The following is a 24,865-nucleotide window of genomic DNA, read 5'->3' as shown; positions in this document are numbered from 1 at the left end:
CCCCGTCCTACGATCATCCCGACCACGGGGAGGGATCATGGGCGGGGACATCATCAGGGAGTACCGCAGACGGGGACCGGCGTGGAAGGCGGCCGCCGCCGTCGGGCTCCTGTTCGCGGCCGGCGTCGGGGAAGTGCTGCTCAACGGGGTGCCGTTCTGGCCCGCAGTGGCCCTGGTGACGGTCCTGCTGCTCTCCAACGGCTGGATGGCGCTTGCCCTGCTGCGGGCCCGTACCGTCGTACGGCCCGGCGGGATCACCTCGTACAGCGCCCTGCGTGTGCGGAAGTGGACCTGGCACGACATCCAGGACCTGCGCGTCGAGAACGCCCCGCAGGACTCCAGTCTCCGGTTCATCACCTGCCTGTACGACACGACGGGCCGCCGGACCGCACTGCCCTTCGTCAACGACCGGTGCGTGCCGGACCTCCACGCCGAGACCGAGTTCCTGCGCGGCGTCCTGGCGAGCGGCCGGGGCGTGGCGTAGATACGCGCCGTGCTCAAAGCGGCTTAAAGCTCACGCATATCGCCCTGCCAGCTCCGCCACAGCACCTCGTCACACCGTGTTCGGATGGCGCGGAAGATTCTGCTGGCCGACGACGACGTGGCCGTGAGGGAAGGGCTCGGGCGACTCCTGCGGTTCGAGGGGTACGAAACCGTGCTCGCCGGGGACGGACGTACCGCCGTGGAGCTCGTCCGGGACGAACCGGATCTGGTGCTGATGGACGTCACCATGCCGCGGCTCGACGGTCTGGCCGCTACGCGGCGGATCCGGGCCTCCGGCTGTACCGTGCCGATCCTGATGATCACCGGCCGGGACGCGGTCGGCGACCGGATCGTCGCCCTGGACAACGGCGCCGACGACTATCTGGCCAAGCCCTTCGACGCCGAGGAACTGCTCGCCAGGGTACGGGCGCTGCTGCGGCGCAGTCGCCGCCCGGTCGTCCCGCCGCAGCCCGGGCCCGCCGAGCGGCTGTCCTTCCAGGACGTCGCCATCGACCTGCGCAGCCGTACCGTCACCCGCGGCGGCCGGCCGCTCGACCTCACCAGGACCGAGTACGGCCTCCTCGAGTACCTGATGCGGCACCCGGTGAAGGTGCTCAGCCGGGCGCAGATCCTCAAGGAGGTGTGGGGGTTCGACTTCGAGCCGGCTTCCAACACCCTCGACGTCTACGTCATGTATCTGCGGCGCAAGCTGGAGAGCCGCGGCGAACCGCGGCTCATCCAGACCGTGCGGGGGCTGGGCTACACGCTCAGGAGTCCGGTGGGCTTCCCGGCCGGGCGGGTGTGAACGGCCAGCCTGGCGTACGTCCCACCGCGCTCCACGAGTTCGTCGTGCGTGCCGACCTCGACCAGCCGGCCCTCGTCCACGACGAGGATGCGGTCGGCGTCGGGGGCGAGGCTCAGATCGTGGGTGATCATAATCGTCGTACGGCCGGACATCAGGTGGCGCAGGGGCTTCACGATGCGGCGGGCGGCCACCGAGTCGAGGCCGGTGGTGGGTTCGTCGAGGATCAGGACGGGGGCGGCGCGCAGCATCGCGCGGGCGATGGCGATCCGCTTGAGCTGGCCGCCGGAGAGGGCGGCGGTGCCGGGGGCGATGACGGTGCCGTAGCCGCCGGGGAGTTCGGCGATGAACTCGTGCGCCGCGGCCGCCCGCGCGGCCCGCTCGATGTCCTCGTCGGTGGCGCCGGGGCGGCCGCACTCGATGTTCTCGCGGATCGTGCCGTGCAGGACGAGCGTCTCCTGCGGGAGCAGCGCCACGTTCTCGCGCAGGAATTCCAGGGGTACGTCGGTCAGCGGGACGCCGTCCAGGCAGAGCACTCCGGACGAGGGGTCGTAGAAGCGGAGCAGCAGCTTGGCGAGGGTGGACTTGCCGGCTCCGCTCGGGCCGGTGACGAGGACGAGTTCGCCGGGGGCGGCCTGGAAGGTGACGTCGTGCAGGGAGTCCCTGGCGGCGCCGGGGTAGCGGAAGCCGGCGCCGTGGACGCTGACCCAGCCGCGCACCGGCCAGTCCCGGACCGGTTCGGCGGGGTCGGTGACGGCGGGTTCGGCGTCGAGGATCTCGTTGAGGCGCTGGGCGCCCGCGGTGGCGGCGGTGAGGGTGAGGCCGAGCTGGCCGAGGTTGCGGACCGGTGGGTAGAGGTAGCCGATGAACGCGGCGAAGGCGAGGAGCCGGCCGAGGGTCATACGGTCCGCGGAGATCTCCCAGACGCCGAGTCCGATGACGGCGAGGACGCAGATCGTCTCGACGACCTCGACGAACTGCTCGTACATCTCGCTGAGCCGTGCCCCGCGCACGGATGCCTTCATCCAGGCGCGGGCCTCGCGGTCGAGCCGCCTCTCCTCGTCGGCGCGGCGGTTGTAGGCCTGGGTCAGCACCACGTTGCCGAGGGACTCCTCGACGACGGAGGTGATGGCGCCGTCGGCGGTCCGCTCGTCCTGGGAGGCGCTCTTGATGCGGCCGGCGAAGCGGCGGGCGGCCAGCAGGAACAGGGGGGCGAGGACGAAGGTGACGAGGGCCAGGTCCCAGCGCAGGTACAGGGCGGCGGCGGAGTAGAAGACGGCAGAGAACGCGGCGGCGGCGGTACCGACGACCCCGGACACCACCATCTGCTCGATGGCCTCGACATCACCGGTGAGCCGCTCGACAAGGTCGCCCTGGCGGTGCTTCTGGAAGAAGTGCGGGGGCAGGTCCTGGACGTGCCGGAACACCTTGGCCCGCAGGCGGAGCACGAATCTCTCCGCGGTCCAGGTGGCCAGCGAGTTGCCGAGGTAGCCGACCAGCGCGCCGAGCGCGGCGACGGCGAGCCAGGCACCGGCCGGGCCCCAGAAGGCCGACAGCGAACCGGCTTTCAGGGCGGTGTCGGTCAGGTGCGCGAACAGCAGGATCGAGGCGGTCTCGGCGAGCGCGGACACCACCACGCACCCGATGATCGCCACCAGCCACCTGCGGTCACCGCGGGTCAGCGGCCAGAAGCGGCGGAAGGCCTCGCGGACTTCCCTCATGATTCCTCCTCCGTACATGCCGGAGGCGGGGCCACCGAGTCCCTGTCGGTGGCCCCGCCTCGCGGTTCGGCGTCAGCAGCCCTTGCGGGATACCGGACGGGCCTTCGCGGCCTTCTTCGGCGCGGCCTTCTTCTGCTGGGCCTTCGGCGCCGGGGCGGCGGGCTTGGTGTTCTTCTTGGCGACGGGGGCGATCTTGTGGAAGCTCATAGGAATTCCCTCCCTGGTTATCAGGTTCAGATTACTCGGGGCTTATTTCAGTTCTTATGGGAGACCGGGCGTCGCTGCGGAGTCACCTTCTTCACCTGGGCCTTCTTCTTGGGAGCAGCCTTGGGAGCGGCCTTGCGGGTCTTCTTGGCGACGGGGGCGACCTTGTGGAAGCTCATTGTCTTCTCCTTTGTGTTGTTCCGTGTCGTTCGCTTTCGACATGGAAAACATTACGGGACTCCGAACCCGGAAAAAGCCAATTCCGCTTAGACCTCGATGAATTGCGGCTGAGACCATTTTTCAGGCGGCACCCGGAACCAATCCGCCACTCACACAGGTTTTAATACGCGAAGAGGCGGCCGCGTCGATGTGACGCGACCGCCTCTTACCGCCCCAGGGGGTTACTTCAGGATCGTGATCCGGTTCGCCGCCGGAGGTGCGATCGGGCTCGTGGCCGAGGAGTTGGCCAGGAGGTACTGCTCAAGCGCCGCCAGGTCGTCCGTGCCGACGAGGTCGTTGGTGCCCAGGCCCAGCGTGGTGATGCCGTCGCCGCCGCCCGCGAGGAAGCTGTTGGTCGCGACGCGGTAGGTGGCCGCCGGGTCGATGGCCGCACCGTTGAGCCGGATGGAGTCGACGACGATCCGCTCGGCGCCGGTCTTCGTCAGGTCCAGCGTGTACGTCAGACCCGACGACGGCTGGAGGATCTTCGGCGAGGCCAGGTTCGAGCCGCTCACCTGCTCCTGGAGGACCTGGACCAGCTGGGCGCCGGTGAAGTCCTGGAGGTTCACGGTGTTGGAGAACGGCTGGACGGTGAAGCCCTCGGCGTAGGTCACCACGCCGTCGCCCTCGGTCCCCTTGGCCGCATAGGTGAGGCCGGCCCGCACCCCGCCCGGGTTCATCAGCGCGAGGTCGGTCTCCGGGTCGAGCTGCTTGCCGTAGGCGAGCTGCGCGTCGGCGATGAGGTCGCCCATCGGGGACTCGGTGCCGGTGCTCGGGATGTCCGCGGAGATGTAGCCGATCGCGCGGTTGCCGATGGGCGCCGCGAGGGTGTTCCACCTGCTGATCAGCTCGGTCATGTCCGTCGCCTTGGCGACGGTCCGGGTGACCACGTGGTTCGCGGACTTCACGGCCGTACGGGCGATGTCACCCGTCCACCGGTCGTACGTCAGCGTGGTGTCCGTGTAGAGACGGCCGAAGGACGCGGCCGAGGTGACCGTGCGCGGGTTGCCCGCCGGGTCGTTGATGGTGCAGGCGTAGGCGGCGTGGGTGTGACCCGTCACCAGCGCGTCGACCTGCGGGGTGATGTTCTTGGCGATGTCCACGATCGGGCCGGAGATGCCGTCGCCGGCGCCCGGGGCGTCGCAGTCGTAGTTGTACGACGCCGAGGCCGGGGCCCCGCCCTCGTGGATGAGGGCCACGATCGACTTCACGCCCTGGCGCTGGAGCTCCTTGGCGTACTTGTTGATCGTCGCGACCTCGTCCTTGAACTTCAGGCCCTTGACGCCCTCGGCGGAGACGACGCCCGGGGTGTCCTCCAGGGTGACGCCGATGAAGCCGACCTTGACGTCCTTCTTCTTCCACACCCAGTAGGGCTTGAGGATCGGCTTGCCGGTCTTCTCGCTCAGGACGTTGGCCGCGAGGTACGGGAAGTCCGCGCCCTCGAACTCCTCGTCCGTGTAGCAGCCGGCGGTCGGGTGGCAGCCGCCCTTCTGCAGACGGGCCAGTTCCTTGGCGCCCTCGTCGAACTCGTGGTTGCCGACGGAGGTGACGTCCAGGTCGAGGCCGTTGAGCGCCTCGATGGTCGGCTCGTCGTGGAAGAGTCCCGAGATGAGCGGAGACGCACCGACCATGTCGCCGCCGGCGGCGGTGATGGAGTACTTGTTGCCCGCACGCGCCTCGCGCAGGTGGGTGGCGAGGTACTCGACACCACCGGCGTCGATGGTCTTCGTCGTGCCGTCCGCCTGGAGTTCGGTGACCCGGCCGGACGAACCGGACGGCGGCTCCAGGTTGCCGTGCAGGTCGTTGAAGGACAGCAGCTGCACGTCCTGGTAACGACTGGGCGCCTTACCACCCGACTTGCCCGATTCGCCCGCTGCGGCCGTCGAGGGCAGCGCGGCGGCGAGAGCGCCGACGGTCGCGAGACCGGCGGCTGCGGCAAGGAGACGGACGGTCCGTCTGCGGCGGTGGTGCGGCTGGGATATGGCTGGCATACGCCCCCCCTGTGGGATGTCTGAATCACGTGGGCCCCGTCCGGCGCAGCCTAGAGTCAACGCGCGTAGCGCGACAGGGGTTTCCTGGTTACATCCTGGTTTCCCTTTGCCCTTTCCTTTGCCGCCACTTTGCGGGGTCCTCCCCGTACCCTCGTACGCATGACCAGCGACGACACCGCACGGCATGGCACCTCCCGCTCGATCGACACCTACTCGGCGCTCTCTCCGGACCGGACCGAAGCGGTGCTGGCGCTCCTCGCGGAGGCCGTGCGCAGCGACGGGCAGCAGGCGGTGTCGGAGCAGGGGCGGCTGCAGCTGCGCGGTGGCGCACGCGAGGGGGTGTCCCATCTGCTGCTGACCGTCGACGACCAACTCGTCGGGTATGCCCAGCTGGAGGACACCGACCCGGTGGAGGCGCCGGCCGCGGAACTGGTCGTCCATCCCGCGCACCGCGGTCACGGCCACGGCCGGGCGCTGGGCTCCGCCCTCCTCGCCGCGTCCGGCAAGCGGCTGCGGGTGTGGGCCCACGGCGGCCACTCCGCGGCCCGGCATCTCGCCCAGGTCCTCGGTCTGACCCTGTTCCGTGAGCTGCGGCAGATGCGGCGGCCGTTGACGGGCCTTGAGCTGCCCGACCCGGTCCTCGCGGACGGCGTGACGGTACGCCCCTTCGTCCCCGGCCAGGACGACACGGCCTGGCTCGCCGTCAACGCCGCCGCCTTCGCCCACCATCCCGAGCAGGGCTCCCTCGTCCAGCGCGACCTCGACGCGCGCATGGCCGAGCCCTGGTTCGACCCGTCCGGATTCTTCCTCGCCTTCCACGGCGCCGAGTTGATCGGCTTCCACTGGACCAAGGTCCACGCCGCGGAGCGGCTGGGCGAGGTCTACGTCCTCGGCGTGAAGCCGGGCGCGCAGGGTGGGGGGCTCGGCAAGTCCCTCACCACGATCGGCCTGCGCCATCTGGCGGGGCAGGGGTTGCCCACGGCGATGCTGTATGTCGACGCGGACAACAAGGCGGCGGTGTCGGTGTACGAGCGGCTCGGTTTCGTGACGCATGAGACGGACCTGATGTACCGCACGGAGACGTGAGGCCGGTGGTGCGCGCCGGGCGGTTTTCGCCCCCGCCGCCCCTACCCGTCCCGTCCCTGGGGGCTGCGCCCCCAGACCCCCGCTGTCGGCCCTGAAAGGGCCTCGTCCTCAAGCGCCGGACGGGCTGAGTTGCACGGACCGGCGTCGATGAATCCAGCCCCTCCGGCGTTTGAGGAGCAGGGATCCAGGGGGCGGAGCCCCCTGGAGGATGGGAACGGGTAGGGGCGGCGGGGGCGAGATCACGCGCCCGACGGGCCGGCCCGCAACGCTCGCCGTCTCAACCGCTCCGGTCCGCACGCCACCCACACCACCGCCGCCGCCACCAGCACCCACGCCCACCGTTCATGGGACGCCGCCCACCGCTCGTCCCGCACGCCCACGAACATGGCCCACCGCCCCGGCAGCGCCAGCGGTATCACGACGGCCGAGGTGAGTACCGCCGCGGCCACCGCCTGCCCCGGCTCCGACGCCTCGTTGAACCGCACGGCGACAGCGGCCGCCGCCAGCGCGAGGACGAAGCTCCCGGCCGCCTCCAAGGTGACGTCGCCCACGGGAGGACGTATCTCACCCGGCACGAGGAGCACCGCCACCGTCCACGCCAGCGCCAGGAACGGGGCGACCACTGCCACCCGCAGCGCCTGCCGGACCGGACGCATCGTCGGCACCGAAACGGTGGTCTCCCGGGCCGGGTCGTCCAGGAGGAACGCCAGGCCCAGCGCGAAGGCCAGCGCGGTCGCCCGCAGCAGATTCAGCGCCAGCCACTCGTCCCCGTCGATGAGCCACCGCGCCGCCCCCGCGAGCATCAGCCCCACAGCCCCGGCGGCCCCCAACGCCCGCCACGGCAGGGTCCGCAGAACAGGACCCAGCAGCACCCTCCCCACCACCACACTCCGCACCCGCGCCTCCCCGACCCCGCTCATCCCCACCCGCTCCACCCTCTCCCCCGCACGCCGGAGCCCGTGTCAGTCACACGAGTCGGCCTTCACCTTGGCGTCCACGCCCAGCAGTTCGGCCACCCGTGCCGTCGTCACCTTCGGTGCGGTCAGTTCCGACCACCGCGACTTCACCTTCGCCTCGACCTCGCCCCGCGGCCGCTCCAGCAGCTTGCGGACCACCGTCGTCTGCCCCTCCGTCATCGACATCGAGTTCGTCGGGGACAGCACGATCGCCGAGCCGGTCACGCTGTCGTCGAGGCGGACGTGCCTCAACTGGGTGATCGGGTCGGACTCCCAGGCCAGGGCGATCCACATGAGGGTGACCATGCGGCCGTCGCACATTTCGCCCGCCGTGTTCTCGTCACCCGCGATCAGTACGGCGGCGACGGCGGCCGAGAACTCGGGGACGCGGTTGCCGCCCCAGTTCGTGCCGACCGTCACCTGGTGGGCGGCCTTGGACGGGGGGATCGCCGCGTCACCGTCGAGGCCGTAGGTGGCGTCTATCCGCTGGCGGACGAGAAGTCGCTGGTCGTGTGCCGTGCCGCCCGCCAGGGACTGCACCTGGTCCACGACCGAGGCCCAGTCCGCCGTGCGGCCCCGCCACTCCGGGAAGGCGCAGTACCGCGACCCGGCCCGCTCCACGCAGGTCTGCACCTGCTCGGGGTGGAACGTCACCCGCTCCCGCGCCGCCGTCGTCGCCGCCGACACTCCCTGTGCCTGGGCGGTCCCGCCCAGGACCGCCAGGGCCAGCGCACCGACGAACAGGACCCGTGCGGACCGCGCACGGCCGCCGCCGCCCATCAGTACCGCGAGCAGCGCCAGGCTCAGCCCGAGGCCGGCGAGATAGACGGCGTGCCAGAGGGCGGGGCGGCCGATCAGGTCGGAGGGCAGGGTGTCGTTGCTCGTCTCGCCCACGACCGGGTACAGCCAGCGGACCCAGCTGCCGTCGCCGCCGAGCCCCGTGCCGAGCACGAAGAAGAAGAGGAAGACCACCAGCAGCAGCGGAGCCGCGAAGGTAGACGCCACCAGCCGGCCCATCAGCACGCCGACCGCCCCGAACAGCAGCACCGTCAGCGGTCCCACCAGCAGCTCGCCGACCGAACCGCGTCCGAGGGCACCGGACTTGAGGGCCTCCCAGCCGAACTGTCCGGTCACGCAGACCGCGGTGAGCAGGACGGCCGGCACGACGGACAGCAGATGCGCCGCCGTACGCCGCCCCGCGCTCATCACCAGCACCCCGAAGTGGCGTTCCGTGTCCTGTCGCCCGGACCGCAGCACCGCCTGGTTCACGGCCAGCAGCACCGCCAGGCCGACCAGCAGCGGCCCGCCCTGCGTGGCACGGTCGACGTTCTGGAGGGCCGGATAGCCGTCCGCGTAGTCCCGGGCGCTCCACACGATCCAGGCGACGTACGCCAGGAAGCCGACGATCACCGGAACGCTCATCAGCAGTCGGCGCGCCTCGAACCGGGCGAGTGCGAGCACCGCGGTCCAGGAGTCCTGTGCCGCGGTCCGCTCGGCGGGCGGGGCCGCCTCCATCACCGCGCTCATGCCGCCACCTCCGCGCCCGCGCCGTCGAGGGTCAGCAGGTAGCCGTCCTCCAGGGTGGGTTCGAGGAGGTCGGCACCGGCGGGCGGATCCCCCACGTTGCGGAAGGAGCCCGTGCCCGTGCGCCACCCCGCCTTCGCCCCCGGGTCGCGTTCCGTACTGCTCCACACCCGTCCGGCGGCCCGCGCGGTCAGTTCGGCGGGAGTGCCGTCGAAGCGCACCCCGCCGGTCGCCATCACCACGACCCGGTGGCAGAGCATCGCCACGTCCTCCGTCTGGTGGGTGGACAGCAGGACCGTCCGCCCTTCGCCGGCCCGGGCGATCAACTCGCGGAACCGCATGCGCTGTTCGGGGTCGAGGCCGACCGTCGGTTCGTCCAGGACGAGGAAGCCCGGGTCGCCGACGAGCGCCGCGGCCAGCGCGACCCGCTGCCGCATGCCTCCGGACAGCTTCTTGATGCGCTTGGCGCGCACATCGCCCAGGTCGACCTCGTCCAGTACCCGGCGCACCTCACGGTGGCGGGCTGCGCGATCCGTCAGCTCCTTCAGGATCGCCACGTAGTCGACGAACTCGAAGGCCGTGAAGTCCGGGTGGAAGCCGGGGGTCTGGGGCAGATAGCCGAGCCGGCGCCGCACCTCCTGCCGCCCGCGCGTGGTGCCCGGGTCGTGTCCGAGCACCGTGAAGGCGCCCCGGTCGGCGGGCACGGCGGTGGCCAGCACCCGCAACAGAGTGGTCTTTCCCGCCCCGTTGGGACCGAGCAGCCCGGTGACGCCCCGCGTCAGCCGCAGCGACACGTCGTCCAGGGCGCGGGTACCGCCGTAATGGAGGCTGAGCCCCGAGGCGGAGACAGTGGGTGTCATACGGCACTCCTGTGGGAGACGTCGAAACGGTCACGTGCGAGGTAGAGCAGTCCGACCGCGAGCGCGGCGACCGCGGCGGCGGCACTCTGGCCCGCCGCTGTGAACGGCACGAGCGGCCCGTCACCGCTCGCGTCCGCGACGACCAGCAGCGCGACCCACACCCCGCCGACGAGGGACGGTGCGAGGACCGGGCCCAGCCGGGGGATCAGCGCGAGGCCGGTCGCGGTGAGGGCGAGCGCGGGCAGCAGCCAGGCCAGGGCGCGCAGGCCGTAGCCGGGGAGCGCGAGCGTCGCCAGGCCGTTGAGTCCGAGGACGGTGGTGAGCACGGCGACGGTACGGATCATCAGCAGCCGGAATCCGTGCACCGGACTGACGACCGCCATCTCGTACGTCGGGTCCAGCGCGGGACCGTACGCCAGGGCCACACCCGCGAGCGGCAGCAGTGGGGCGAGGGCGAGGAACAGCGTCGGCGAGTCCGCCGAGTACACCGCCCCCACCGTCGTCACCAGCACGAACACCACCGCCGCCAACCACGACCGGCGCAGTACCGGGGTCGCCGCGAGCAGCCGTGCGGTGTGGTCGGCGACCCCGAGCCGCACGAGCAGTCCCTCGAACAACCCCCGCTTGGGCGCGTCGAGTTCGGCGTCGAGGCGCTCCCAGCCTGCGTCCACGGAAGGACCGACGGAGGCGAGCGCCTCCCGGCACCGCGCGCAGGAGACGAGGTGGGTGTCGGCGGACCAGAGCAGCGGGGGCGTCAACTCACCCTGTGCATAGGCCCGTAGATCCTCTTCGGCCACATGCCACGTCATGCCGCCACCTCCCGCCCGTGCTCCCGGCCCCGCAGGCCCTGATCGCTTACGTGCCTGCTCATGCCAGCGCCTCCCGCAGTTGCTTACGGGCCCGCATCGCCCGCGTCTTGACCGTGCCCGGCGGGATCCCCAGGACGACGGCCGCCTCGCGGGTGGTCAGCCCGTCGATGACCGTCGCCTGGAGGACCGCCCGGAGCTCGGGTGAGAGCCGGACCAGGGCGCCCGCGAGGTCTCCGTGCTCAACCCCCGCGAGCACGCGTTCCTCCGCGGACGCCTCGTCCCGGTGGCGCAGCCTGGCCAGTGCCTGCCGCAGCCTCCCCCGCGCCCCGTCGCCGCGCAGCGCGTCGACGAGCCGCCGCGAACCGATGCGCCACAGCCAGCCGGCCACATCCCCGTCCTCGCGATAGCGGGCCTTGCCCCGCCAGATCGCGAGGAACGTCTCCTGCACGACGTCGTCGACGACCCCCGCGTCGGCGCACCGGCCGCGCAGCCTGGCCGTCAGCCATGGCGCGAACCGCCGGTACAGCTCCTCGAAGGCGCGCCGGTCCCCGTCCGCCGCGGCCCGCAGCAGCTCCCCGTCGCTTCTCGTCTCGCTCACATCACCCTCATCGCACGAGCCCCGCCGATCGGTTCACGGGATTGCCCTTGACTTTCTAACCCGCCTTGCACCACCCTTTCACTACTCAATTAGTGAAAGGGTGGTGCACGGGTGGTCGAGTACCGCATCGACCGGCACTCCGGGGTCGCCACGTACGTCCAGATCGTCCAGCAGACCAAGCAGGCCCTCCGGCTGGGCCACCTGGAACCGGGCGACAAACTCCCCACGGCGCGCGAGGTAGTGGAGGCCACCGCCATCAACCCCAACACGGTCCTGAAGGCCTATCGCGAACTGGAGCGCGAGGGACTGGTCGAGGCCCGGCGCGGCCTCGGCACCTTCGTGCGCCGCGGCCTCGGCGCCGCCACCGCCGACTCGCCCCTCCACTCCGAGCTCGACGGATGGACCCAGCGGGCCCGGGCGGCCGGCCTCGACCGGGACGACGTGGCCGCGCTCTTCACCGCCGTACTCGACAAGCATTTCCTGGACAAAAACGGCCAGGACCAGCACAGCCAGGGAGCCCCCTCATGACCGACACCGCCCTTGAGGCAGCCGCGCTGGGCAAGCGCTTCGGCCGGCTGCGGCGGTCCGCCGGATGGGCCCTGCGCGACTGCACCTTCACGCTCCCCACCGGCCGCGTCTGCGCCGTCGTCGGCCCCAACGGCGCGGGCAAGTCCACCCTGCTCGCCCTCGCCGCCGGCCTCATGGCCCCGAGCGAGGGCAGCCTCTCCGTCCTCGGCGGGCCCGCGGGTGCGGCACGCGCACGTGTGGGCTTCGTCGCTCAGGACAAGCCGCTCTATCCCCAGCTCAGCGTCGCCGAGACGCTCCGCATGGGCGCCGACCTCAACCCCGGCCGCTGGGACGCGCGCGCCGCCGAGCGGATCGTGGCCGGCGGCGAGCTCGACCCCAAGGCCCGTATCCGTGCCCTGTCCGGCGGCCAGCGCACCCGGGTCGCGCTCGCCCTCGCGCTCGGCAAGAAGCCCGAACTGCTGCTCCTGGACGAGCCGATGGCCGACCTCGACCCGCTGGCCCGGCACGAGCTGATGGGCGTCCTGATGTCCCAGGCGGCCCAGCACGGCACCACGATCGTCATGTCCTCGCATGTCGTCGCCGACCTGGAGGACTCCTGCGACCACCTGCTGCTGATCGGCGGCGGCCGGGTCCGCCTCGCCGGGGAGATCGACGAGCTGCTGGAGACGCACACGCGCGTGTCGGCATCCGCGGACACCGTCCTCGCCCCGCACACGGTCGTCGAGTCCCGCACCACGGGCCGCCAGCTGTCCGCCCTGATCCGCCCGGCCGCCCCGCTCCCCGCCGGCTGGCGCACCAGCACGCCCTCCCTGGAGGAGCTGGTCCTGTCCTACCTGCGCAACCCCGAGGCAGCCGGAAAGACGGCCCTGTCGGGAGCCGAGGAGGTCTCCGCGTGAGCGCCCTCACCGCGCCCCACCTGAGCCGGTGGCTGATACGGCTGCACCGACCGGCCCTCCTCGTCTGGACCGTCGTCCTCCTCGGGCTCGGCAGCGCGCTGCTGTGTCTGTGGGGCCCCCTGGCCGACGCCTCCGCCGAGGCCTGGCAGCAGCACTACGCCTGCGCGTCGACAGGTCCCTGCCTGTACGACCAGGCCGCGGTCCTGCGCTACAAGCACATCTACGACTACGCGACCATCGCGGTCCTGGCCGTCCCCTTCCTCGTCGCCGCCTGGGCGGGAGCCGCCCTCACCGGCCGTGAACTGGAGCAGCGCACCGCGCAGCTGGCGTGGACCCAGGGCCTGACCCCGACCCGCTGGCTGCTCTCGAAGCTCACCCTCCCGGCCGCCCTGGTCACCGCCGGCACCGGCCTCCTGGTGCTGCTGCACCACCAGATGTGGTGGGCGTCCGAGGGCCGGATCGGCAGCGCCAAGTCCTGGTACGACCCGCCCACCTTCTACGCCGGCGGTCCGATCACCGTCGCCCTCGCCCTGGCCGGCCTGTTCGCCGGCGCCTTCGCGGGCGTGCTCCTGCGCCGCTCGCTGGCCGCGCTGGGCGCCGCCGTCGTCGCCGTGGGCGCGCTGTGGGCCGGCGTCCACCAGGCCCTGCCGCACCTGTGGACGCCGGTGACCAGCGTGTCGAGCCTGGAGAGCGACCTGCCCGTGGGCAACGGCGTGGGCGTGTCGTCAGGCCTGCTCACCGCCGACGGCGAGCGCCTCGCCGACCCGTTCTGCGGCAGCACGATCAACCCGCAGTGCGAGCGGCTCTACGACCGTCTCGGCGCCGTCAGCTGGTACCACGAATACCACCCGCTCTCCCACTACTGGCCCCTTCAGCTGACCGCCTCCGCGATCGTGCTCGCCGTCGCCGCCCTGCTCGCGCTGGCCGCGTTCCGCGTGACCGCCGTACGCACGAGGGGTCTCTCATGATCCGGGGCGTGCTGCGGCTGCACCGCGCGGCACTGATCGTGTGGATCGTGTTCGTGCTGGGCTCGGTGGCCTACCTGGTGTGGCTGACCGAGGTCACCGGCGACGACGTACAGGCGACGCTGGACGCCTGCCGGGACACCTCCGCGGGCTACTGCGGCTTCTGGCCCTCGCACGACTACAGCGGCCCGATGGGCTGGACCAGCACGTTCATGTACTACAGCTTCTGGGCCGTCGCCGCCTGGTCGGCCGGCGCGCTGATCGGCCGTGAACTGGAGTCCGGCACCGCACGGCTGGCGTGGACTCAGGACGTCTCGCCGATGCGCTGGCTGGCCACCAAGCTCGCGGTGCCGGCGCTGGTCCTGGTCGCCGGCGGCGCGCTCTTCGTCCCCGTCTTCCGCTGGGCCTGGTCGGCCCACCGCAACCTGATGGGCGACAGCTGGGGCTTCGCCGACGTGTTCGCCGCCCGCGGCCCGCTCGTCGTGGCCTACGGCCTGTGCGCCCTCGCGGTCGGCGCGCTCACCGCGCTCGTCGTACGCCGCTCACTGCCCGCGACGGCCGTCGCGGTCGCCGCGGTGATCGTGCTCAACCGGTACGCGGAGAAGTACCGCGAGGAGTACTGGCCCGCGGTCGACAGCGACGGACGCGAACTGCCCGCCACCGTATGGCAGATGGGCAACGGCACCTACCACCCGCAGTCCCACTTCTGGCCGCTGCACCTCGTCGAGACCGGCATCGTCCTCGCCGTCGCGGCCCTGGCCGCCCTCGCCGCGTTCCTCCTGCTCCGCCACCGCACCCGCCCCGCTCGCACGCCCCGCCAGGAGTCCCCCGTATGACCGCATCCGTCGCCACGGCGCCACCGCGTCCCCCGGCCACCGGCCGCACGGTGCTGCGCCTGCACCGCGCCGCCCTGCTCGTCTGGGGGCTCGTGGCCGTCGCCGCCGCGCTGGCCCTGCTGTGGGCGTACGGCCCCGGCGCGGAATCCGCCGAGACCGCGTGGCGGCGCACCTGCCCCGTCGGCAACGACTGCGTGTGGGACACCACGCTCAACGGCTACTACCGGACCGTCATGCTCGCCAGGTGGGCCATCGTCTACATGCCCTATCTCGTCGCCGCCTGGGCCGGTGCCGTCATCGGCCGCGAACTGGAGAACCGCACCGCCCTGCTGGCCTGGACCCAGGGCGTGACCCCGACCCGCTGGCTGGCCGCCAAGCTCACCGTCCCCGCGGCCCTGCTCACCGCCGGCACGGCCGTACTGGTCCTGCTGCACCGCATGGTCTACAGCGCGAACGAGTTCCCGCTGGACTGGGTCTGGTACGACGACAGCACGTTCACCGCGAACGGCACGCTGGCCCTCGCCCTGCCCCTCCTCGCCCTCGCCGTCGGCACCCTCGCGGGCCTGCTCCTGCGCCGCGCCCTGCCGGCCCTCGCCGTGGGCCTCGCGGTCACCGTGCTCGTGGAGTACGCCGCCGACACCGTCACCCCCCACCTGTGGCCCTGGAAGACCGCTGTCAACGGTCTGCAGTCGGGCCCCGGGACCCCGCAGAACGTCCTGTGGGGCGACCAGGGGGCCCTGACCTCCACCGGCGAGCGGATCCCGATCCCGGACTGCGGCGACAGCATGAAGTGCTTCACCGACCACGGCGTGAGCGGCTACTACCTCGACTACCACTCCTCCGCCGACTTCTGGCCCCTCCAGCTCATCGGGACCGGCATCGTCCTCGCGGTCGCGGCGGCAGCGGTGGGCACGGCGTTCTGGCTGCTGCGCAGGGGAACGAGGGCGGCGGCGTGAGCGCGCTCTCCTTCCCCACGGCGGCGCCCGCCGTCCGCGGTGTGCTGCGTCCGCACCGCGCCGCACTGCTCCTCTGGCTCACGGCACTGGCGGCCGCGGCGGTCTACCTGGCCTGGCTGCACTCCCTCGCGGACGAGGCCCGCGAAGGCGTCAGCGCCTGTGCCGTACCGCAGCAGAGCGGACTGCCGCTGTGCTCGGCCGTCGAGGCGATCACCGCCGACGCGACGTACAGGGACGGGATCGCCCTGGTCACCGGCGCGCTGACCCTCGTCATGTTCCCCGTGGCCGGCTGGGCCGGTGCCGTCATCGGCCGCGAACTGGAGAACCGCACCGCCCTGCTGGCCTGGACCCAGGGCGTGACCCCGACCCGCTGGCTGGCCGCCAAGCTCACCGTCCCGGCGGTCCTGCTCGCCGCCGGCACCGGTGCGATCGTCGTCCTGAACCTCTGGGCACGCGAGGACGGCGACCCGAACCTCGTCGGCGACTGGTACTTCCCCGACGTGTTCATCGCCACCGGCCCGGCCGCCGTCGCGTACGCCCTCGCGGGCCTCGCCCTCGGCGCCCTCGCCGGCCTGCTGACCGGACGCACCCTGGCCGGCGCGGGGGTGGCCTTCGCGGCCTGTCTGGTCCTCTACAACGTGGTGGACCTCTTCCGCGCGGACCTGTGGCCCACGCTCACCCGTCTCGGCGCCTTCGAGCCGCCCCGTTCGTACTACCAGGTCGACTGGTCGGCGAACGAGACCGTCCTCAGATACCACCCCCGGTCCCACTTCTGGCCCCTCCAGTACGTCGAGACCGGCCTCCTCCTCACCATCGCCGCCGCCGCGACGGCCGCCGCCTTCGTGCTGCTGCGCCGCCGCACGGCCTAGGACCTCCGGACCGTACGTCCTCCCACGGGGGTGGGGGACGTGCGGTCCGGGCAGGTGTCCGGGCGGGCGGATGCCCGGGATCCGCCCCCCGGTGTCCCACACGCCATGTCTCCGTAACCAACGGTTCAGACAGACTTGCGACGCTCGGCGAATGAAGCCCGCCGTGCCCGAGCCTTCGCCGCCCCCCGAGGGACCCGCGCGGAACGGAGTCGCCGCGCTCCCGCCCGCGCTCTCCGACGCGCCTGTCTCGCCCATGGCGCGGAACAATGGGTCCATGAGCCAGCCCAGCACCCAGGCAGCACAGGTCCAGCACGCGCAGCCCTCCGTGGGCTCCATAGCCGCGCACCGCCCGCACACCGTGGCCGCGGCGGTCTCCGACCTGGAACCCGACATCGACGCCGACCTCGACGCGTACGAGGAGTCGCCCTTCGACGGACCGGATCTCCCGCAGGGTCGTTTCCTCGACCGGGAGCGCAGCTGGCTCGCGTTCAACGAGCGCGTCCTGGAACTCGCCGAGGATCCGAACACGCCTCTCCTCGAACGGGCGAACTTCCTCGCGATCTTCGCCAGCAACCTGGACGAGTTCTTCATGGTCCGGGTGGCCGGTCTGAAGCGCCGTATCGCCACCGGTGTCGCCACCCGCTCCGCCTCCGGCCTCCAGCCGCGCGAGGTGCTGGAGATGATCTGGGCCCGCTCCCGCGAGCTGATGGCCCGGCACGCCGCCTGCTACCACGAGGACGTCGCCCCCGCACTCGCGGAGGAGGGCATCCACCTGGTCCGCTGGAACGAGCTCCAGGAGAAGGAACAGGCCCGCCTCTTCACCCTGTTCCGGCACCAGATCTTCCCGGTCCTGACCCCGCTGGCGGTCGACCCGGCGCACCCCTTCCCGTACATCTCGGGTCTCTCGCTGAACCTCGCGGTCGTCGTACGCAACCCCGTCACCGGCCACCGCCACTTCGCCCGCGTCAAGGTCCCGCCGCTGCTGTCCCGCTTCCTGGAGAGCTCCCCCGGCCGCTACGTCCCCATCGAGGACGTCATCGCCGCGCACCTGGAGGAGCTGTTCCCGGGCATGGAGGTGCTGGAGCACCACGCCTTCCGCCTGACCAGGAACGAGGACCTGGAGGTCGAGGAGGACGACGCCGAGAACCTCCTGCAGGCCCTGGAGAAGGAGCTCATGCGGCGCCGCTTCGGGCCGCCGGTGCGCCTGGAGGTGGAGGAGTCCATCGACCGTGAGGTCCTGGACCTGCTGGTGCGCGAGCTGAAGATCTCCGAGGCCGAGGTGTACCCGCTGCCGGGTCCCCTGGACCTCACCGGTCTCTTCCGTATCGCCTCCATCGACCGACCCGAGCTGAAGTACAAGAAGTTCATCGCCGGCGTCCACCGCGACCTGGCCGAGGTCGAGTCGGCGTCCGCGCCCGACATCTTCGCGGCCCTGCGCGCCCGTGACGTGCTGCTGCACCACCCGTACGACAGCTTCTCGACGTCCGTGCAGGCCTTCCTCCAGCAGGCGGCCGACGACCCGGACGTCCTCGCCATCAAGCAGACCCTGTACCGGACCTCCGGCGACTCCCCGATAGTCGACGCCCTCATCGACGCCGCCGAGGCCGGCAAGCAGGTCCTCGTCCTGGTCGAGATCAAGGCCCGCTTCGACGAGCACGCCAACATCAAGTGGGCGCGCAAGCTGGAGGAGGCGGGCTGCCATGTCGTCTACGGCCTGGTGGGCCTGAAGACCCACTGCAAGCTGTCCCTGGTGGTCCGCCAGGAGGGCGAGACACTACGGCGCTACAGCCACGTCGGCACCGGCAACTACCACCCCAAGACGGCCCGCCTGTACGAGGACCTGGGCCTGCTGACGGCGGACCCGCAGGTCGGCGCGGACCTCTCCGACCTGTTCAACCGGCTCTCGGGCTACTCGCGCCGGGAGACGTACCGCCGCCTCCTGGTGGCCCCCAAGTCCCTTCGCGACGGGCTGATCTCGCGGGTCAACAAGGAGGTCCAGCACCACCGTGCCGGGCGTCCGGCGTTCATCCGCATCAAGGTCAACTCGATGGTCGACGAGGCGCTCATCGACTCGCTCTACCGCGCGTCCCAGGCCGGCGTGCCGGTCGACGTGTGGGTGCGCGGCATCTGCGCGATCCGCCCCGGCGTCACGGGCCTGTCGGAGAACATCCGGGTCCGCTCGATCCTCGGCCGCTTCCTGGAGCACTCCCGGGTCTTCGGCTTCGGCAACGGCGGTGAACCCGAGGTGTGGATCGGCAGCGCCGACATGATGCACCGCAACCTCGACCGCCGTATCGAGGCGCTGGTCAGGGTGACGGACCCGGCCCACCGAGCGGCGCTCAACCGTCTCCTGGAGACGGGCATGTCCGACGCCACGTCCTCCTGGCACCTGGGCCCGGACGGTGAGTGGGAGCGGCACGCGACCGACGCGGAGGGCCAGCCGCTGCGCAACGTCCAGGAGATGCTCATAGACGCCCGGAGGCGCCGGCGTGGCACAGCAACACCTTGAACCGACGGAACCCGTGTCCAGTCACGTCGGGCCGGTGACGGGGGAAGCCCTCGCGGGCTACCTCCGGGCCCAGGCCACGGAGTTCCTGCGTGCCCTGCGACTGCACCGGGAGTCCGGTGCCGCCGCCGGCCACGGCGCCGCGCCCCCCGTCGACGCGGCCCGGGCCCTGCGCCGCTCGGCCCGCCGTATCAGCGGCAGCCTGCACACCTTCCGGCCGCTCCTGGAGACGGACTGGTCGGAACGGATGCGGCCCGAACTGGCGTGGGTGTCGGGCACGCTGGCGTCGGAGCACGCGTGCGACGCGCGGCTGGAGAGGCTGCTGCTGGCGCTGCACAGGCTGTCGGGGGCAACGGTGTTGCCGGGGCAGACGGGCGGCGTGGCAGGCGGCCACGCCGACGCGGGTACCGGTCATCCCGACGTGGCCGCGGGCCGGCATGCCGCCAGGGCGGCACGTGTGGGCGCGGTGGCGCCCGGCAGCGCCGGCCCGGCGCCCCACCCCACGGCCACCCCGGATCGCGGCAACCTCACGGTGGGCGCGGCCAAGGCAGGCGCGCTCCTGGACCGCCAGCTGACCCTGGCCAGGACCCGGGCCCACAGCACCGCCCTCCAGGCCCTCGGCTCCTCCCGCTTCCACGCCGTCGCCGACAACATCGCGGTACTCGCCAGCGAAGTCCCCTTGGTCGGCACAGCGCCGTCCACCGACCTCCGCCCCCTCGCCCTCGCCGCCAAGGACCGCCTCAAGGACGCCGTGGCCGCCCTCCCCCTGGTCACCGCGGGCCACCCCTACAACGCCGAGGCCCTCGTCCACGGCCTCTCCCCGGACCCGGCCCCGCACCCCCAGGACGCCCCCTGGCACCAGGTCCGCCTGCTGCTGCGTCTGCACCGGTACGCCCGCGAGGTCCTGCGCGGCGACCTGACCGACGTACGTCTGCTCGCGGCCGGCGAGGCACTCGACCGGCACCGCGACGCGTCCGAGGCCGCCGCGGCCGCCGCGCAGGCGGCCCGCACGCCCCGGATCGCGCCGGCGACCGCCTACGCCCTCGGTGTGCTCCACGCCGACCAGCGCCACGAAGTGGAAGCCGCCAGGTTCGCCTTCCAGCGTTCGTGGCAGATGGAAACCGTCAGCACCTCGTAGCCGACACGGAGGCGGTGAGCCCTCGGTGAGCTCTCCCGACAACAGCACCGTCCAGGCGGCGGGCTGCGTCCTGTGGCGCCGCTCGCCATTCGACGGTGAGCTGGAGGTATGCCTCGTCCACAGGCCGAAATACGACGACTGGTCCCACCCCAAGGGCAAGCTGAAGCGCGGCGAGGACCCCCTGAGCGGCGCCCTGCGCGAGGTGGCGGAGGAAACCGGCTACCGGGCGGCGACCGGCGCGGAGCTCCCCGCGATGCGCTACGTGGCGAACGGGCGCCCCAAACAGGTCCGCTACTGGGCCGCCGAGGCCGTGGCGGGCGCCTTCACCCCGAACAGCGAGGTCGACCGCATCCTGTGGCTCTCTCCCACGGCGGCCCGTAACCGCCTGACCCAGCCGAGGGACCGCACGCTCGTGGACTCTCTGCTGGCCTCGCTGCACCTGGCCTAGCCCGGAATCGCGTCGTGTCCTCGACGTAAGCCTTCCGTGACCTAACCGCCCCTTCCGCAGGGGTTCACCCCCCGTTCATTTACGCCAGTCGGCGCCTTCACCTGATCTGCCTAATTTCGGCCTTACGCGGTGCGGACCGCTCCTCGGAAGAACACCTCGAAGACGCGTCCGCATCACCCAGTCTTCGCACGCCGCCGGATTCAGGACGGCGGCTCTCGGAAGGAACTCCCTCAGTGAAGCTTCAGCGCAAGAACCGGCGGGCTCTCGCTCTCGGCGCGATCGCCGTCTCCGGCGCCCTGGCCCTCACGGCGTGCGGCTCCGACGACACCGGCACCTCGGCTGACGCGAGCGGCGCCACCGCCGCCAACAGCTCCATCAAGTGCGACGACGCCAAGGGCCAGCTGCTCGCCGACGGCTCCTCCGCGCAGAAGAACGCGATCGACGCCTGGGTCAAGCAGTTCACGGCCGCCTGCTCCGGCGTCCAGATCAACTACAAGGGTGGCGGCTCCGGCGCCGGCGTCACCGCGTTCACCCAGGGCCAGGTGGCCTTCGCCGGTTCGGACTCCGCGCTGAAGCCCGAAGAGGTCACCGCCTCCAAGTCGGTCTGCAGCGGCGGCCAGGGCATCGACCTGCCGATGGTCGGCGGCCCGATCGCGGTCGGCTTCAACGTCCCGGGCGTGGACAAGCTCGTCCTGAACGCCGAGACGCTCGCCAAGATCTTCGACAGCAAGATCACCAACTGGAACGACGCGGCGATCGCGAAGCTCAACCCCGACGCCAAGCTCCCCGACCTGAAGATCCAGGCGTTCCACCGCTCCGACGAGTCCGGCACCACGGACAACTTCACCAAGTACCTGATCGCCGCCTCCCCGGCGAACTGGAAGTACGAGGGCGGCAAGGCCTGGCAGGCCAAGGGCGGCCAGTCGGCCTCCGGCTCCTCCGGTGTCGCCCAGCAGGTCAAGCAGACCTCCGGCGCCATCTCCTACATGGAGCTGTCGTACGCCAAGGACGGCATCGTCCCGGTCACCATCGACACGGGCGCCTCCGCCCCGGTCGAGGCCACCGTCGAGAACGCCACCAAGGCGATCGCGGCCGCCCAGGTCGTCGGTACCGGCAAGGACCTGTCGCTGAAGCTGGACTACGCGACCAAGGCCGACGGCGCCTACCCGATCACCCTGGTCACGTACGAGATCGTCTGCGACAAGGGCAACAAGTCCGACAGCCTGCCCGCCACGAAGGCGTTCCTGCGCTACATCGCCTCCGAGGACGGCCAGGGCGTGCTCGCCGACGCCGGCTACGCCCCGATCCCCGACGACATCATCGCCAAGGTCCGCACCACCATCGAGGGCCTGAGCTGATCCACGCGTGCGGTCCGGTCCAGGGCCTGAAACCCCGGACCGGACCGCACCGTCCGGTGCACCGCCGCCAGGAGCCGTACAGCCGTACGACTCCGCAGACCGGAGAACCCGATGGACACCACACAGATAGCTGACACTCCTCCCCCCGCCCCGCAACCCACCGTGACCGAGCAGAAGGCCGCGGCCCGTGGCGCCACCCGCCCCGGCGACCGCATCTTCCTCGCCCTGTCCCGCGGTTCGGGCATCTTCCTGCTGGTGATCATGGCCGCGATCGCGGTCTTCCTCACCTACCGCGCGTCCCTCGCGATCAGCAAGGACGACGGCAACTTCCTGACCACCTTCGAGTGGAACACCGGCCTCAACCCGCCGGTCTTCGGCATCGCGGTGCTCGCCTTCGGCACGGTCGTCTCCTCGATCGTCGCGATGGCCATCGCGGTCCCGATCGCGGTCGCCATCGCGCTGTTCCTCACGCACTACGCCCCGCGCAGGCTGAGCGGCCCGATCGCCTACGTGATCGACCTGCTCGCCGCCGTCCCGTCCATCGTGTACGGCCTGTGGGGCGCCCTGGTCCTCGTACCGAACATGACCGGCCTCTTCGGCTGGCTGGACACCTACTTCGGCTGGACCGGCATCTTCTCCTGGCAGGGCGGCGCGCCCCGCTCGATGCTGACCGTCGGCGTCCTGCTCGCGATCATGATCCTGCCGATCATCACCAACGTCAGCCGTGAGGTCTTCCGGCAGACACCGCGGATGAACGAGGAGGCGGCCCTGGCGCTCGGCGCCACCCGCTGGGAGGTCATCCGCATGTCGGTGATCCCCTTCGGCCGCTCCGGCGTGATCTCCGCCTCGATGCTCGGCCTCGGCCGCGCGCTCGGCGAGACGATGGCCGTGGCCACCGTGCTCTCCCCGACCTTCGACATCCAGGCCAGCCTGCTCGACCCGGGCGGCGGCACCTTCGCGCAGAACATCGCCAGCAAGTTCGGCGAGGCGACGGAGTTCGGCCGTGACGCGCTGATCGCCTCCGGTCTGGTCCTGTTCGTCATCACGCTGCTGGTCAACGGCGCGGCCCGCGCGATCATCGCCCGCCGCGCAGAGTACTCGGGGGCCAACGCATGAGCACCGCAACCGTCAGCACCCTGCGCGGTGCCCGTCTGCCCAAGTGGTCCCCGTTCGCCATCGCGGGCGGCTCGATCGCGGTCGCGGTCGGCATCGGTCTGGGCGCCGGCCTCGACAGCGAGGTCCAGTGGGGCCTGATCGCCGCGATCCTCTTCCTCCTCGGGACCTACGGCATCGCCGCCCGTGTGGAGGGCCGCCGGCAGGCCAAGGACCGGATCGCCACCTCGCTGGTCTGGGTCTCCTTCCTGATCGCCCTCATCCCGCTGATCTCCCTGATCTGGGTGACGGTCGCACGCGGTGTGAAGGTCCTGGACGTCTACTTCCTGACCCACTCCATGGGTGTGGTCGCCGACACCGAGCCGGGCGGCGGCATCTACCACGCCATCCTCGGCAGCCTCGAGCAGGTCGCCCTCGCCACGGTCATCGCCGCCCCGATCGGTGTACTCACCGCGATCTACCTGGTGGAGTACGGCCGGGGCAACCTCTCCAAGGCCATCACGTTCTTCGTCGACGTCATGACCGGCATCCCGTCGATCGTCGCGGGCCTCTTCATCCTCAGCCTCATGCTGATGTTCGAGATGCAGCCCTTCGGCTTCGCCGGCTCGCTGGCCCTGGCCATCCTGATGATGCCGGTGGTCGTCCGCTCCACCGAGGAGATGCTCAAGCTCGTCCCGAACGAGCTGCGCGAGGCCTCCCTCGCCCTGGGTGTCCCGAAGTGGCGCACGATCCTGAAGGTGGTCCTGCCGACCTCGATCGGCGGCATCACGACCGGCGTCATGCTGGCCGTCGCCCGTATCGCCGGTGAGACCGCTCCGGTTCTGCTGCTGGTGTTCGGTAACCCGTTCATCAACAACAACCCCTTCGAGGGTGCGCAGGCCTCGCTGCCGCTGTACATCTACCAGCAGTACGCGAACAGCGCGGGCTCCGGAGCGGCGTACGACCGCGCCTGGGCGGCGTCACTGACGCTGATCGCCTTCGTGATGATCCTGAACCTGGTGGCCCGCGGCATCGCCCGCTGGAAGGCCCCCAAGACCGGTCGCTGACGCGGCCTCTCGGCGACTGAATCTCTGGAAGTGAAGTAATCATGGCCAAGCGAATCGACGTAAGCGGACTGACCGCCTACTACGGCTCCCACAAGGCGATCGAGGACATCTCGATGACCGTCGAGCCCCGCTCGGTGACGGCCTTCATCGGCCCCTCCGGCTGCGGCAAGTCGACGTTCCTGCGCACCCTGAACCGGATGCACGAGGTCACCCCCGGCGGCCGCGTCGAGGGCAAGGTCCTCCTGGACGACGAGGACCTGTACGGCACCGGCATCGACCCCGTGTCGGTGCGCCGCGAGGTCGGCATGGTCTTCCAGCGCCCGAACCCGTTCCCCACGATGTCGATCTTCGACAACGTGGCGGCGGGCCTGCGCCTGAACGGCTCGTACAAGAAGGCCCAGCTCGCGGACATCGTGGAGAAGTCCCTCAAGGGTGCGAACCTCTGGAACGAGGTCAAGGACCGTCTGAACAAGCCGGGCTCGGGCCTGTCCGGCGGTCAGCAGCAGCGTCTGTGCATCGCCCGCGCGATCGCGGTCGAGCCGAACGTCCTGCTGATGGACGAGCCCTGCTCGGCCCTGGACCCCATCTCCACCCTGGCGATCGAGGACCTGATCGGCGAGCTGAAGGAGCGCTTCACGATCGTCATCGTGACGCACAACATGCAGCAGGCCGCCCGTGTCTCGGACCGCACGGCGTTCTTCAACCTCGCGGCCGTCGGCCAGCCCGGCAAGCTGATCGAGATCGACGACACGGAGCGCATCTTCTCCAACCCGTCGGTCCAGGCCACGGAGGACTACATCTCGGGCCGCTTCGGCTAGACCGGCACCCGATGAAGACCCCTCGCGGTGCTGCATGGCGGTGCCACCGCGAGGACGAAAAAGGGCCCGCCCCCTGGCTCCCAGGGGGCGGGCCCGTTTCGTACGTTCGGCGGCCGAGACGATGGTGCCGTCGTC

Annotated in this window: 25 protein-coding genes; 16 read left to right on the top strand and 9 right to left on the bottom strand. The window is 71.3% G+C overall.

Annotated elements, in window-relative coordinates:
• Positions 1 to 37: 37 nt before the first annotated feature.
• Together ACWD3I_RS03195 and ACWD3I_RS03190 are read left to right on the top strand one after the other, a co-directional pair.
• Complete coding sequence (locus tag ACWD3I_RS03195; protein ID WP_365410559.1) at positions 38 to 484, top strand: hypothetical protein; 447 nt, start codon at positions 38 to 40, stop codon at positions 482 to 484.
• Between the two features lie 84 nt (positions 485 to 568).
• The gene (locus ACWD3I_RS03190) at positions 569 to 1,288 is read left to right on the top strand and encodes a response regulator transcription factor (RefSeq protein WP_365410555.1); all 720 of its coding nucleotides are present in this window, start codon (positions 569 to 571) and stop codon (positions 1,286 to 1,288) included.
• Here the strand turns inward: ACWD3I_RS03190 and ACWD3I_RS03185 are convergent.
• From ACWD3I_RS03185 to ACWD3I_RS03170, 4 genes are all read right to left on the bottom strand, one after another.
• Entirely contained in the window at positions 1,243 to 3,006 is a 1,764-nt protein-coding gene (locus ACWD3I_RS03185; protein ID WP_365410553.1) for an ABC transporter ATP-binding protein, read from the bottom strand. The two genes, ACWD3I_RS03190 and ACWD3I_RS03185, sit on opposite strands and share 46 nt — an antisense overlap.
• Positions 3,007 to 3,078: 72 nt before the next feature.
• Positions 3,079 to 3,213, bottom strand: a complete 135-nt coding sequence (locus tag ACWD3I_RS03180) for a hypothetical protein (RefSeq protein WP_365410550.1) — start codon at positions 3,211 to 3,213, stop codon at positions 3,079 to 3,081.
• Positions 3,214 to 3,260: 47 nt separating this feature from the next.
• On the bottom strand, positions 3,261 to 3,389 hold the full coding sequence (locus ACWD3I_RS03175; protein WP_365410547.1) for a hypothetical protein: 129 nt from the start codon (positions 3,387 to 3,389) through the stop codon (positions 3,261 to 3,263).
• Positions 3,390 to 3,611: 222 nt separating this feature from the next.
• Complete coding sequence (locus ACWD3I_RS03170; RefSeq protein WP_365410544.1) at positions 3,612 to 5,420, bottom strand: bifunctional metallophosphatase/5'-nucleotidase; 1,809 nt, start codon at positions 5,418 to 5,420, stop codon at positions 3,612 to 3,614.
• Positions 5,421 to 5,579: 159 nt separating this feature from the next.
• Between ACWD3I_RS03170 and mshD the strand changes: the two genes are divergently transcribed.
• Positions 5,580 to 6,506 (top strand): mycothiol synthase, encoded by a 927-nt coding sequence (gene mshD, locus ACWD3I_RS03165; RefSeq protein WP_365410541.1) that lies wholly within the window; start codon positions 5,580 to 5,582, stop codon positions 6,504 to 6,506.
• Between the two features lie 239 nt (positions 6,507 to 6,745).
• Here the strand turns inward: mshD and ACWD3I_RS03160 are convergent, their stop codons facing one another.
• From ACWD3I_RS03160 to ACWD3I_RS03140, 5 genes are read right to left on the bottom strand one after another with little or no spacing between them, the layout of a single operon-like run.
• Complete coding sequence (locus ACWD3I_RS03160) at positions 6,746 to 7,426, bottom strand: ABC transporter (RefSeq protein WP_365406718.1); 681 nt, start codon at positions 7,424 to 7,426, stop codon at positions 6,746 to 6,748.
• A 42-nt stretch (positions 7,427 to 7,468) separates the two neighbouring features.
• Positions 7,469 to 8,989: an ABC transporter permease gene (locus ACWD3I_RS03155; protein ID WP_365406721.1), complete on the bottom strand. Its 1,521-nt coding sequence runs from the start codon at positions 8,987 to 8,989 to the stop codon at positions 7,469 to 7,471.
• Positions 8,986 to 9,846, bottom strand: a complete 861-nt coding sequence (locus ACWD3I_RS03150; protein WP_266890538.1) for an ABC transporter ATP-binding protein — start codon at positions 9,844 to 9,846, stop codon at positions 8,986 to 8,988. The genes ACWD3I_RS03155 and ACWD3I_RS03150 overlap by 4 nt, the downstream gene beginning before the upstream one ends.
• On the bottom strand, positions 9,843 to 10,655 hold the full coding sequence (locus ACWD3I_RS03145) for a zf-HC2 domain-containing protein (protein ID WP_365406724.1): 813 nt from the start codon (positions 10,653 to 10,655) through the stop codon (positions 9,843 to 9,845). The genes ACWD3I_RS03150 and ACWD3I_RS03145 overlap by 4 nt, the downstream gene beginning before the upstream one ends.
• Before the next feature lie 58 nt (positions 10,656 to 10,713).
• Entirely contained in the window at positions 10,714 to 11,253 is a 540-nt protein-coding gene (locus ACWD3I_RS03140) for an RNA polymerase sigma factor (protein ID WP_266890534.1), read from the bottom strand.
• Positions 11,254 to 11,364: 111 nt separating this feature from the next.
• On the opposite strand from ACWD3I_RS03140, the gene ACWD3I_RS03135 reads away from it, so the two are divergent.
• From ACWD3I_RS03135 to pstB, 13 genes are all read left to right on the top strand, one after another.
• Positions 11,365 to 11,781: a GntR family transcriptional regulator gene (locus ACWD3I_RS03135; protein WP_266890532.1), complete on the top strand. Its 417-nt coding sequence runs from the start codon at positions 11,365 to 11,367 to the stop codon at positions 11,779 to 11,781.
• The gene (locus ACWD3I_RS03130; RefSeq protein WP_365406728.1) at positions 11,778 to 12,677 is read left to right on the top strand and encodes an ABC transporter ATP-binding protein; all 900 of its coding nucleotides are present in this window, start codon (positions 11,778 to 11,780) and stop codon (positions 12,675 to 12,677) included. The genes ACWD3I_RS03135 and ACWD3I_RS03130 overlap by 4 nt, the downstream gene beginning before the upstream one ends.
• Positions 12,674 to 13,645, top strand: coding sequence for an ABC transporter permease (locus ACWD3I_RS03125; protein WP_365406731.1), 972 nt, complete (start codon positions 12,674 to 12,676; stop codon positions 13,643 to 13,645). The genes ACWD3I_RS03130 and ACWD3I_RS03125 overlap by 4 nt, the downstream gene beginning before the upstream one ends.
• Positions 13,642 to 14,478 carry a hypothetical protein gene (locus ACWD3I_RS03120; protein ID WP_365406734.1) on the top strand — a complete coding sequence of 279 codons (837 nt, stop codon included), beginning with the start codon at positions 13,642 to 13,644 and terminating at the stop codon, positions 14,476 to 14,478. The genes ACWD3I_RS03125 and ACWD3I_RS03120 overlap by 4 nt, the downstream gene beginning before the upstream one ends.
• The gene (locus ACWD3I_RS03115) at positions 14,475 to 15,434 is read left to right on the top strand and encodes a hypothetical protein (RefSeq protein ID WP_365406737.1); all 960 of its coding nucleotides are present in this window, start codon (positions 14,475 to 14,477) and stop codon (positions 15,432 to 15,434) included. The genes ACWD3I_RS03120 and ACWD3I_RS03115 overlap by 4 nt, the downstream gene beginning before the upstream one ends.
• A complete protein-coding gene (locus ACWD3I_RS03110) occupies positions 15,431 to 16,303 on the top strand; it encodes a hypothetical protein (protein ID WP_365406740.1) in 873 nt (290 codons plus the stop codon). Before ACWD3I_RS03115 ends, ACWD3I_RS03110 begins: the two co-directional genes overlap by 4 nt.
• Positions 16,304 to 16,454: 151 nt before the next feature.
• Positions 16,455 to 18,812, top strand: a complete 2,358-nt coding sequence (locus ACWD3I_RS03105; RefSeq protein WP_365406743.1) for an RNA degradosome polyphosphate kinase — start codon at positions 16,455 to 16,457, stop codon at positions 18,810 to 18,812.
• A complete protein-coding gene (locus ACWD3I_RS03100) occupies positions 18,793 to 19,947 on the top strand; it encodes a CHAD domain-containing protein (protein ID WP_365406746.1) in 1,155 nt (384 codons plus the stop codon). The genes ACWD3I_RS03105 and ACWD3I_RS03100 overlap by 20 nt, the downstream gene beginning before the upstream one ends.
• Positions 19,948 to 19,972: 25 nt before the next feature.
• On the top strand, positions 19,973 to 20,395 hold the full coding sequence (locus ACWD3I_RS03095; protein ID WP_365406749.1) for an NUDIX hydrolase: 423 nt from the start codon (positions 19,973 to 19,975) through the stop codon (positions 20,393 to 20,395).
• A gap of 233 nt (positions 20,396 to 20,628) precedes the next feature.
• A complete protein-coding gene (gene pstS, locus ACWD3I_RS03090) occupies positions 20,629 to 21,753 on the top strand; it encodes a phosphate ABC transporter substrate-binding protein PstS (protein WP_365406752.1) in 1,125 nt (374 codons plus the stop codon).
• A 111-nt stretch (positions 21,754 to 21,864) separates the two neighbouring features.
• Positions 21,865 to 22,869 (top strand): phosphate ABC transporter permease subunit PstC, encoded by a 1,005-nt coding sequence (gene pstC, locus ACWD3I_RS03085; RefSeq protein ID WP_365406755.1) that lies wholly within the window; start codon positions 21,865 to 21,867, stop codon positions 22,867 to 22,869.
• Positions 22,866 to 23,912, top strand: coding sequence for a phosphate ABC transporter permease PstA (pstA, locus tag ACWD3I_RS03080; RefSeq protein ID WP_365406758.1), 1,047 nt, complete (start codon positions 22,866 to 22,868; stop codon positions 23,910 to 23,912). Before pstC ends, pstA begins: the two co-directional genes overlap by 4 nt.
• Positions 23,913 to 23,953: 41 nt before the next feature.
• A complete protein-coding gene (gene pstB, locus ACWD3I_RS03075) occupies positions 23,954 to 24,730 on the top strand; it encodes a phosphate ABC transporter ATP-binding protein PstB (RefSeq protein WP_046262887.1) in 777 nt (258 codons plus the stop codon).
• Positions 24,731 to 24,865: the final 135 nt, after the last annotated feature.

The organism is Streptomyces sp. NPDC002817 (assembly GCF_053592055.1).
This window is presented reverse-complemented; position numbering and strand designations above follow the sequence as displayed.

Bases quoted from the DNA above. Each gene is read 5' to 3' on its own strand.
- ACWD3I_RS03195 (WP_365410559.1), top strand. From the start codon at position 38: ATGGGCGGGGACATCATCAGGGAGTACCGCAGACGGGGACCGGCGTGG.
- ACWD3I_RS03190 (WP_365410555.1), top strand. From the start codon at position 569: ATGGCGCGGAAGATTCTGCTGGCCGACGACGACGTGGCCGTGAGGGAA.
- ACWD3I_RS03185 (WP_365410553.1), bottom strand. From the start codon at position 3,006: ATGAGGGAAGTCCGCGAGGCCTTCCGCCGCTTCTGGCCGCTGACCCGC.
- ACWD3I_RS03180 (WP_365410550.1), bottom strand. From the start codon at position 3,213: ATGAGCTTCCACAAGATCGCCCCCGTCGCCAAGAAGAACACCAAGCCC.
- ACWD3I_RS03175 (WP_365410547.1), bottom strand. From the start codon at position 3,389: ATGAGCTTCCACAAGGTCGCCCCCGTCGCCAAGAAGACCCGCAAGGCC.
- ACWD3I_RS03170 (WP_365410544.1), bottom strand. From the start codon at position 5,420: ATGCCAGCCATATCCCAGCCGCACCACCGCCGCAGACGGACCGTCCGT.
- mshD (WP_365410541.1), top strand. From the start codon at position 5,580: ATGACCAGCGACGACACCGCACGGCATGGCACCTCCCGCTCGATCGAC.
- ACWD3I_RS03160 (WP_365406718.1), bottom strand. From the start codon at position 7,426: ATGAGCGGGGTCGGGGAGGCGCGGGTGCGGAGTGTGGTGGTGGGGAGG.
- ACWD3I_RS03155 (WP_365406721.1), bottom strand. From the start codon at position 8,989: ATGAGCGCGGTGATGGAGGCGGCCCCGCCCGCCGAGCGGACCGCGGCA.
- ACWD3I_RS03150 (WP_266890538.1), bottom strand. From the start codon at position 9,846: ATGACACCCACTGTCTCCGCCTCGGGGCTCAGCCTCCATTACGGCGGT.
- ACWD3I_RS03145 (WP_365406724.1), bottom strand. From the start codon at position 10,655: ATGACGTGGCATGTGGCCGAAGAGGATCTACGGGCCTATGCACAGGGT.
- ACWD3I_RS03130 (WP_365406728.1), top strand. From the start codon at position 11,778: ATGACCGACACCGCCCTTGAGGCAGCCGCGCTGGGCAAGCGCTTCGGC.
- ACWD3I_RS03120 (WP_365406734.1), top strand. From the start codon at position 13,642: ATGATCCGGGGCGTGCTGCGGCTGCACCGCGCGGCACTGATCGTGTGG.
- ACWD3I_RS03115 (WP_365406737.1), top strand. From the start codon at position 14,475: ATGACCGCATCCGTCGCCACGGCGCCACCGCGTCCCCCGGCCACCGGC.
- ACWD3I_RS03105 (WP_365406743.1), top strand. From the start codon at position 16,455: ATGAAGCCCGCCGTGCCCGAGCCTTCGCCGCCCCCCGAGGGACCCGCG.
- pstC (WP_365406755.1), top strand. From the start codon at position 21,865: ATGGACACCACACAGATAGCTGACACTCCTCCCCCCGCCCCGCAACCC.
- pstA (WP_365406758.1), top strand. From the start codon at position 22,866: ATGAGCACCGCAACCGTCAGCACCCTGCGCGGTGCCCGTCTGCCCAAG.
- pstB (WP_046262887.1), top strand. From the start codon at position 23,954: ATGGCCAAGCGAATCGACGTAAGCGGACTGACCGCCTACTACGGCTCC.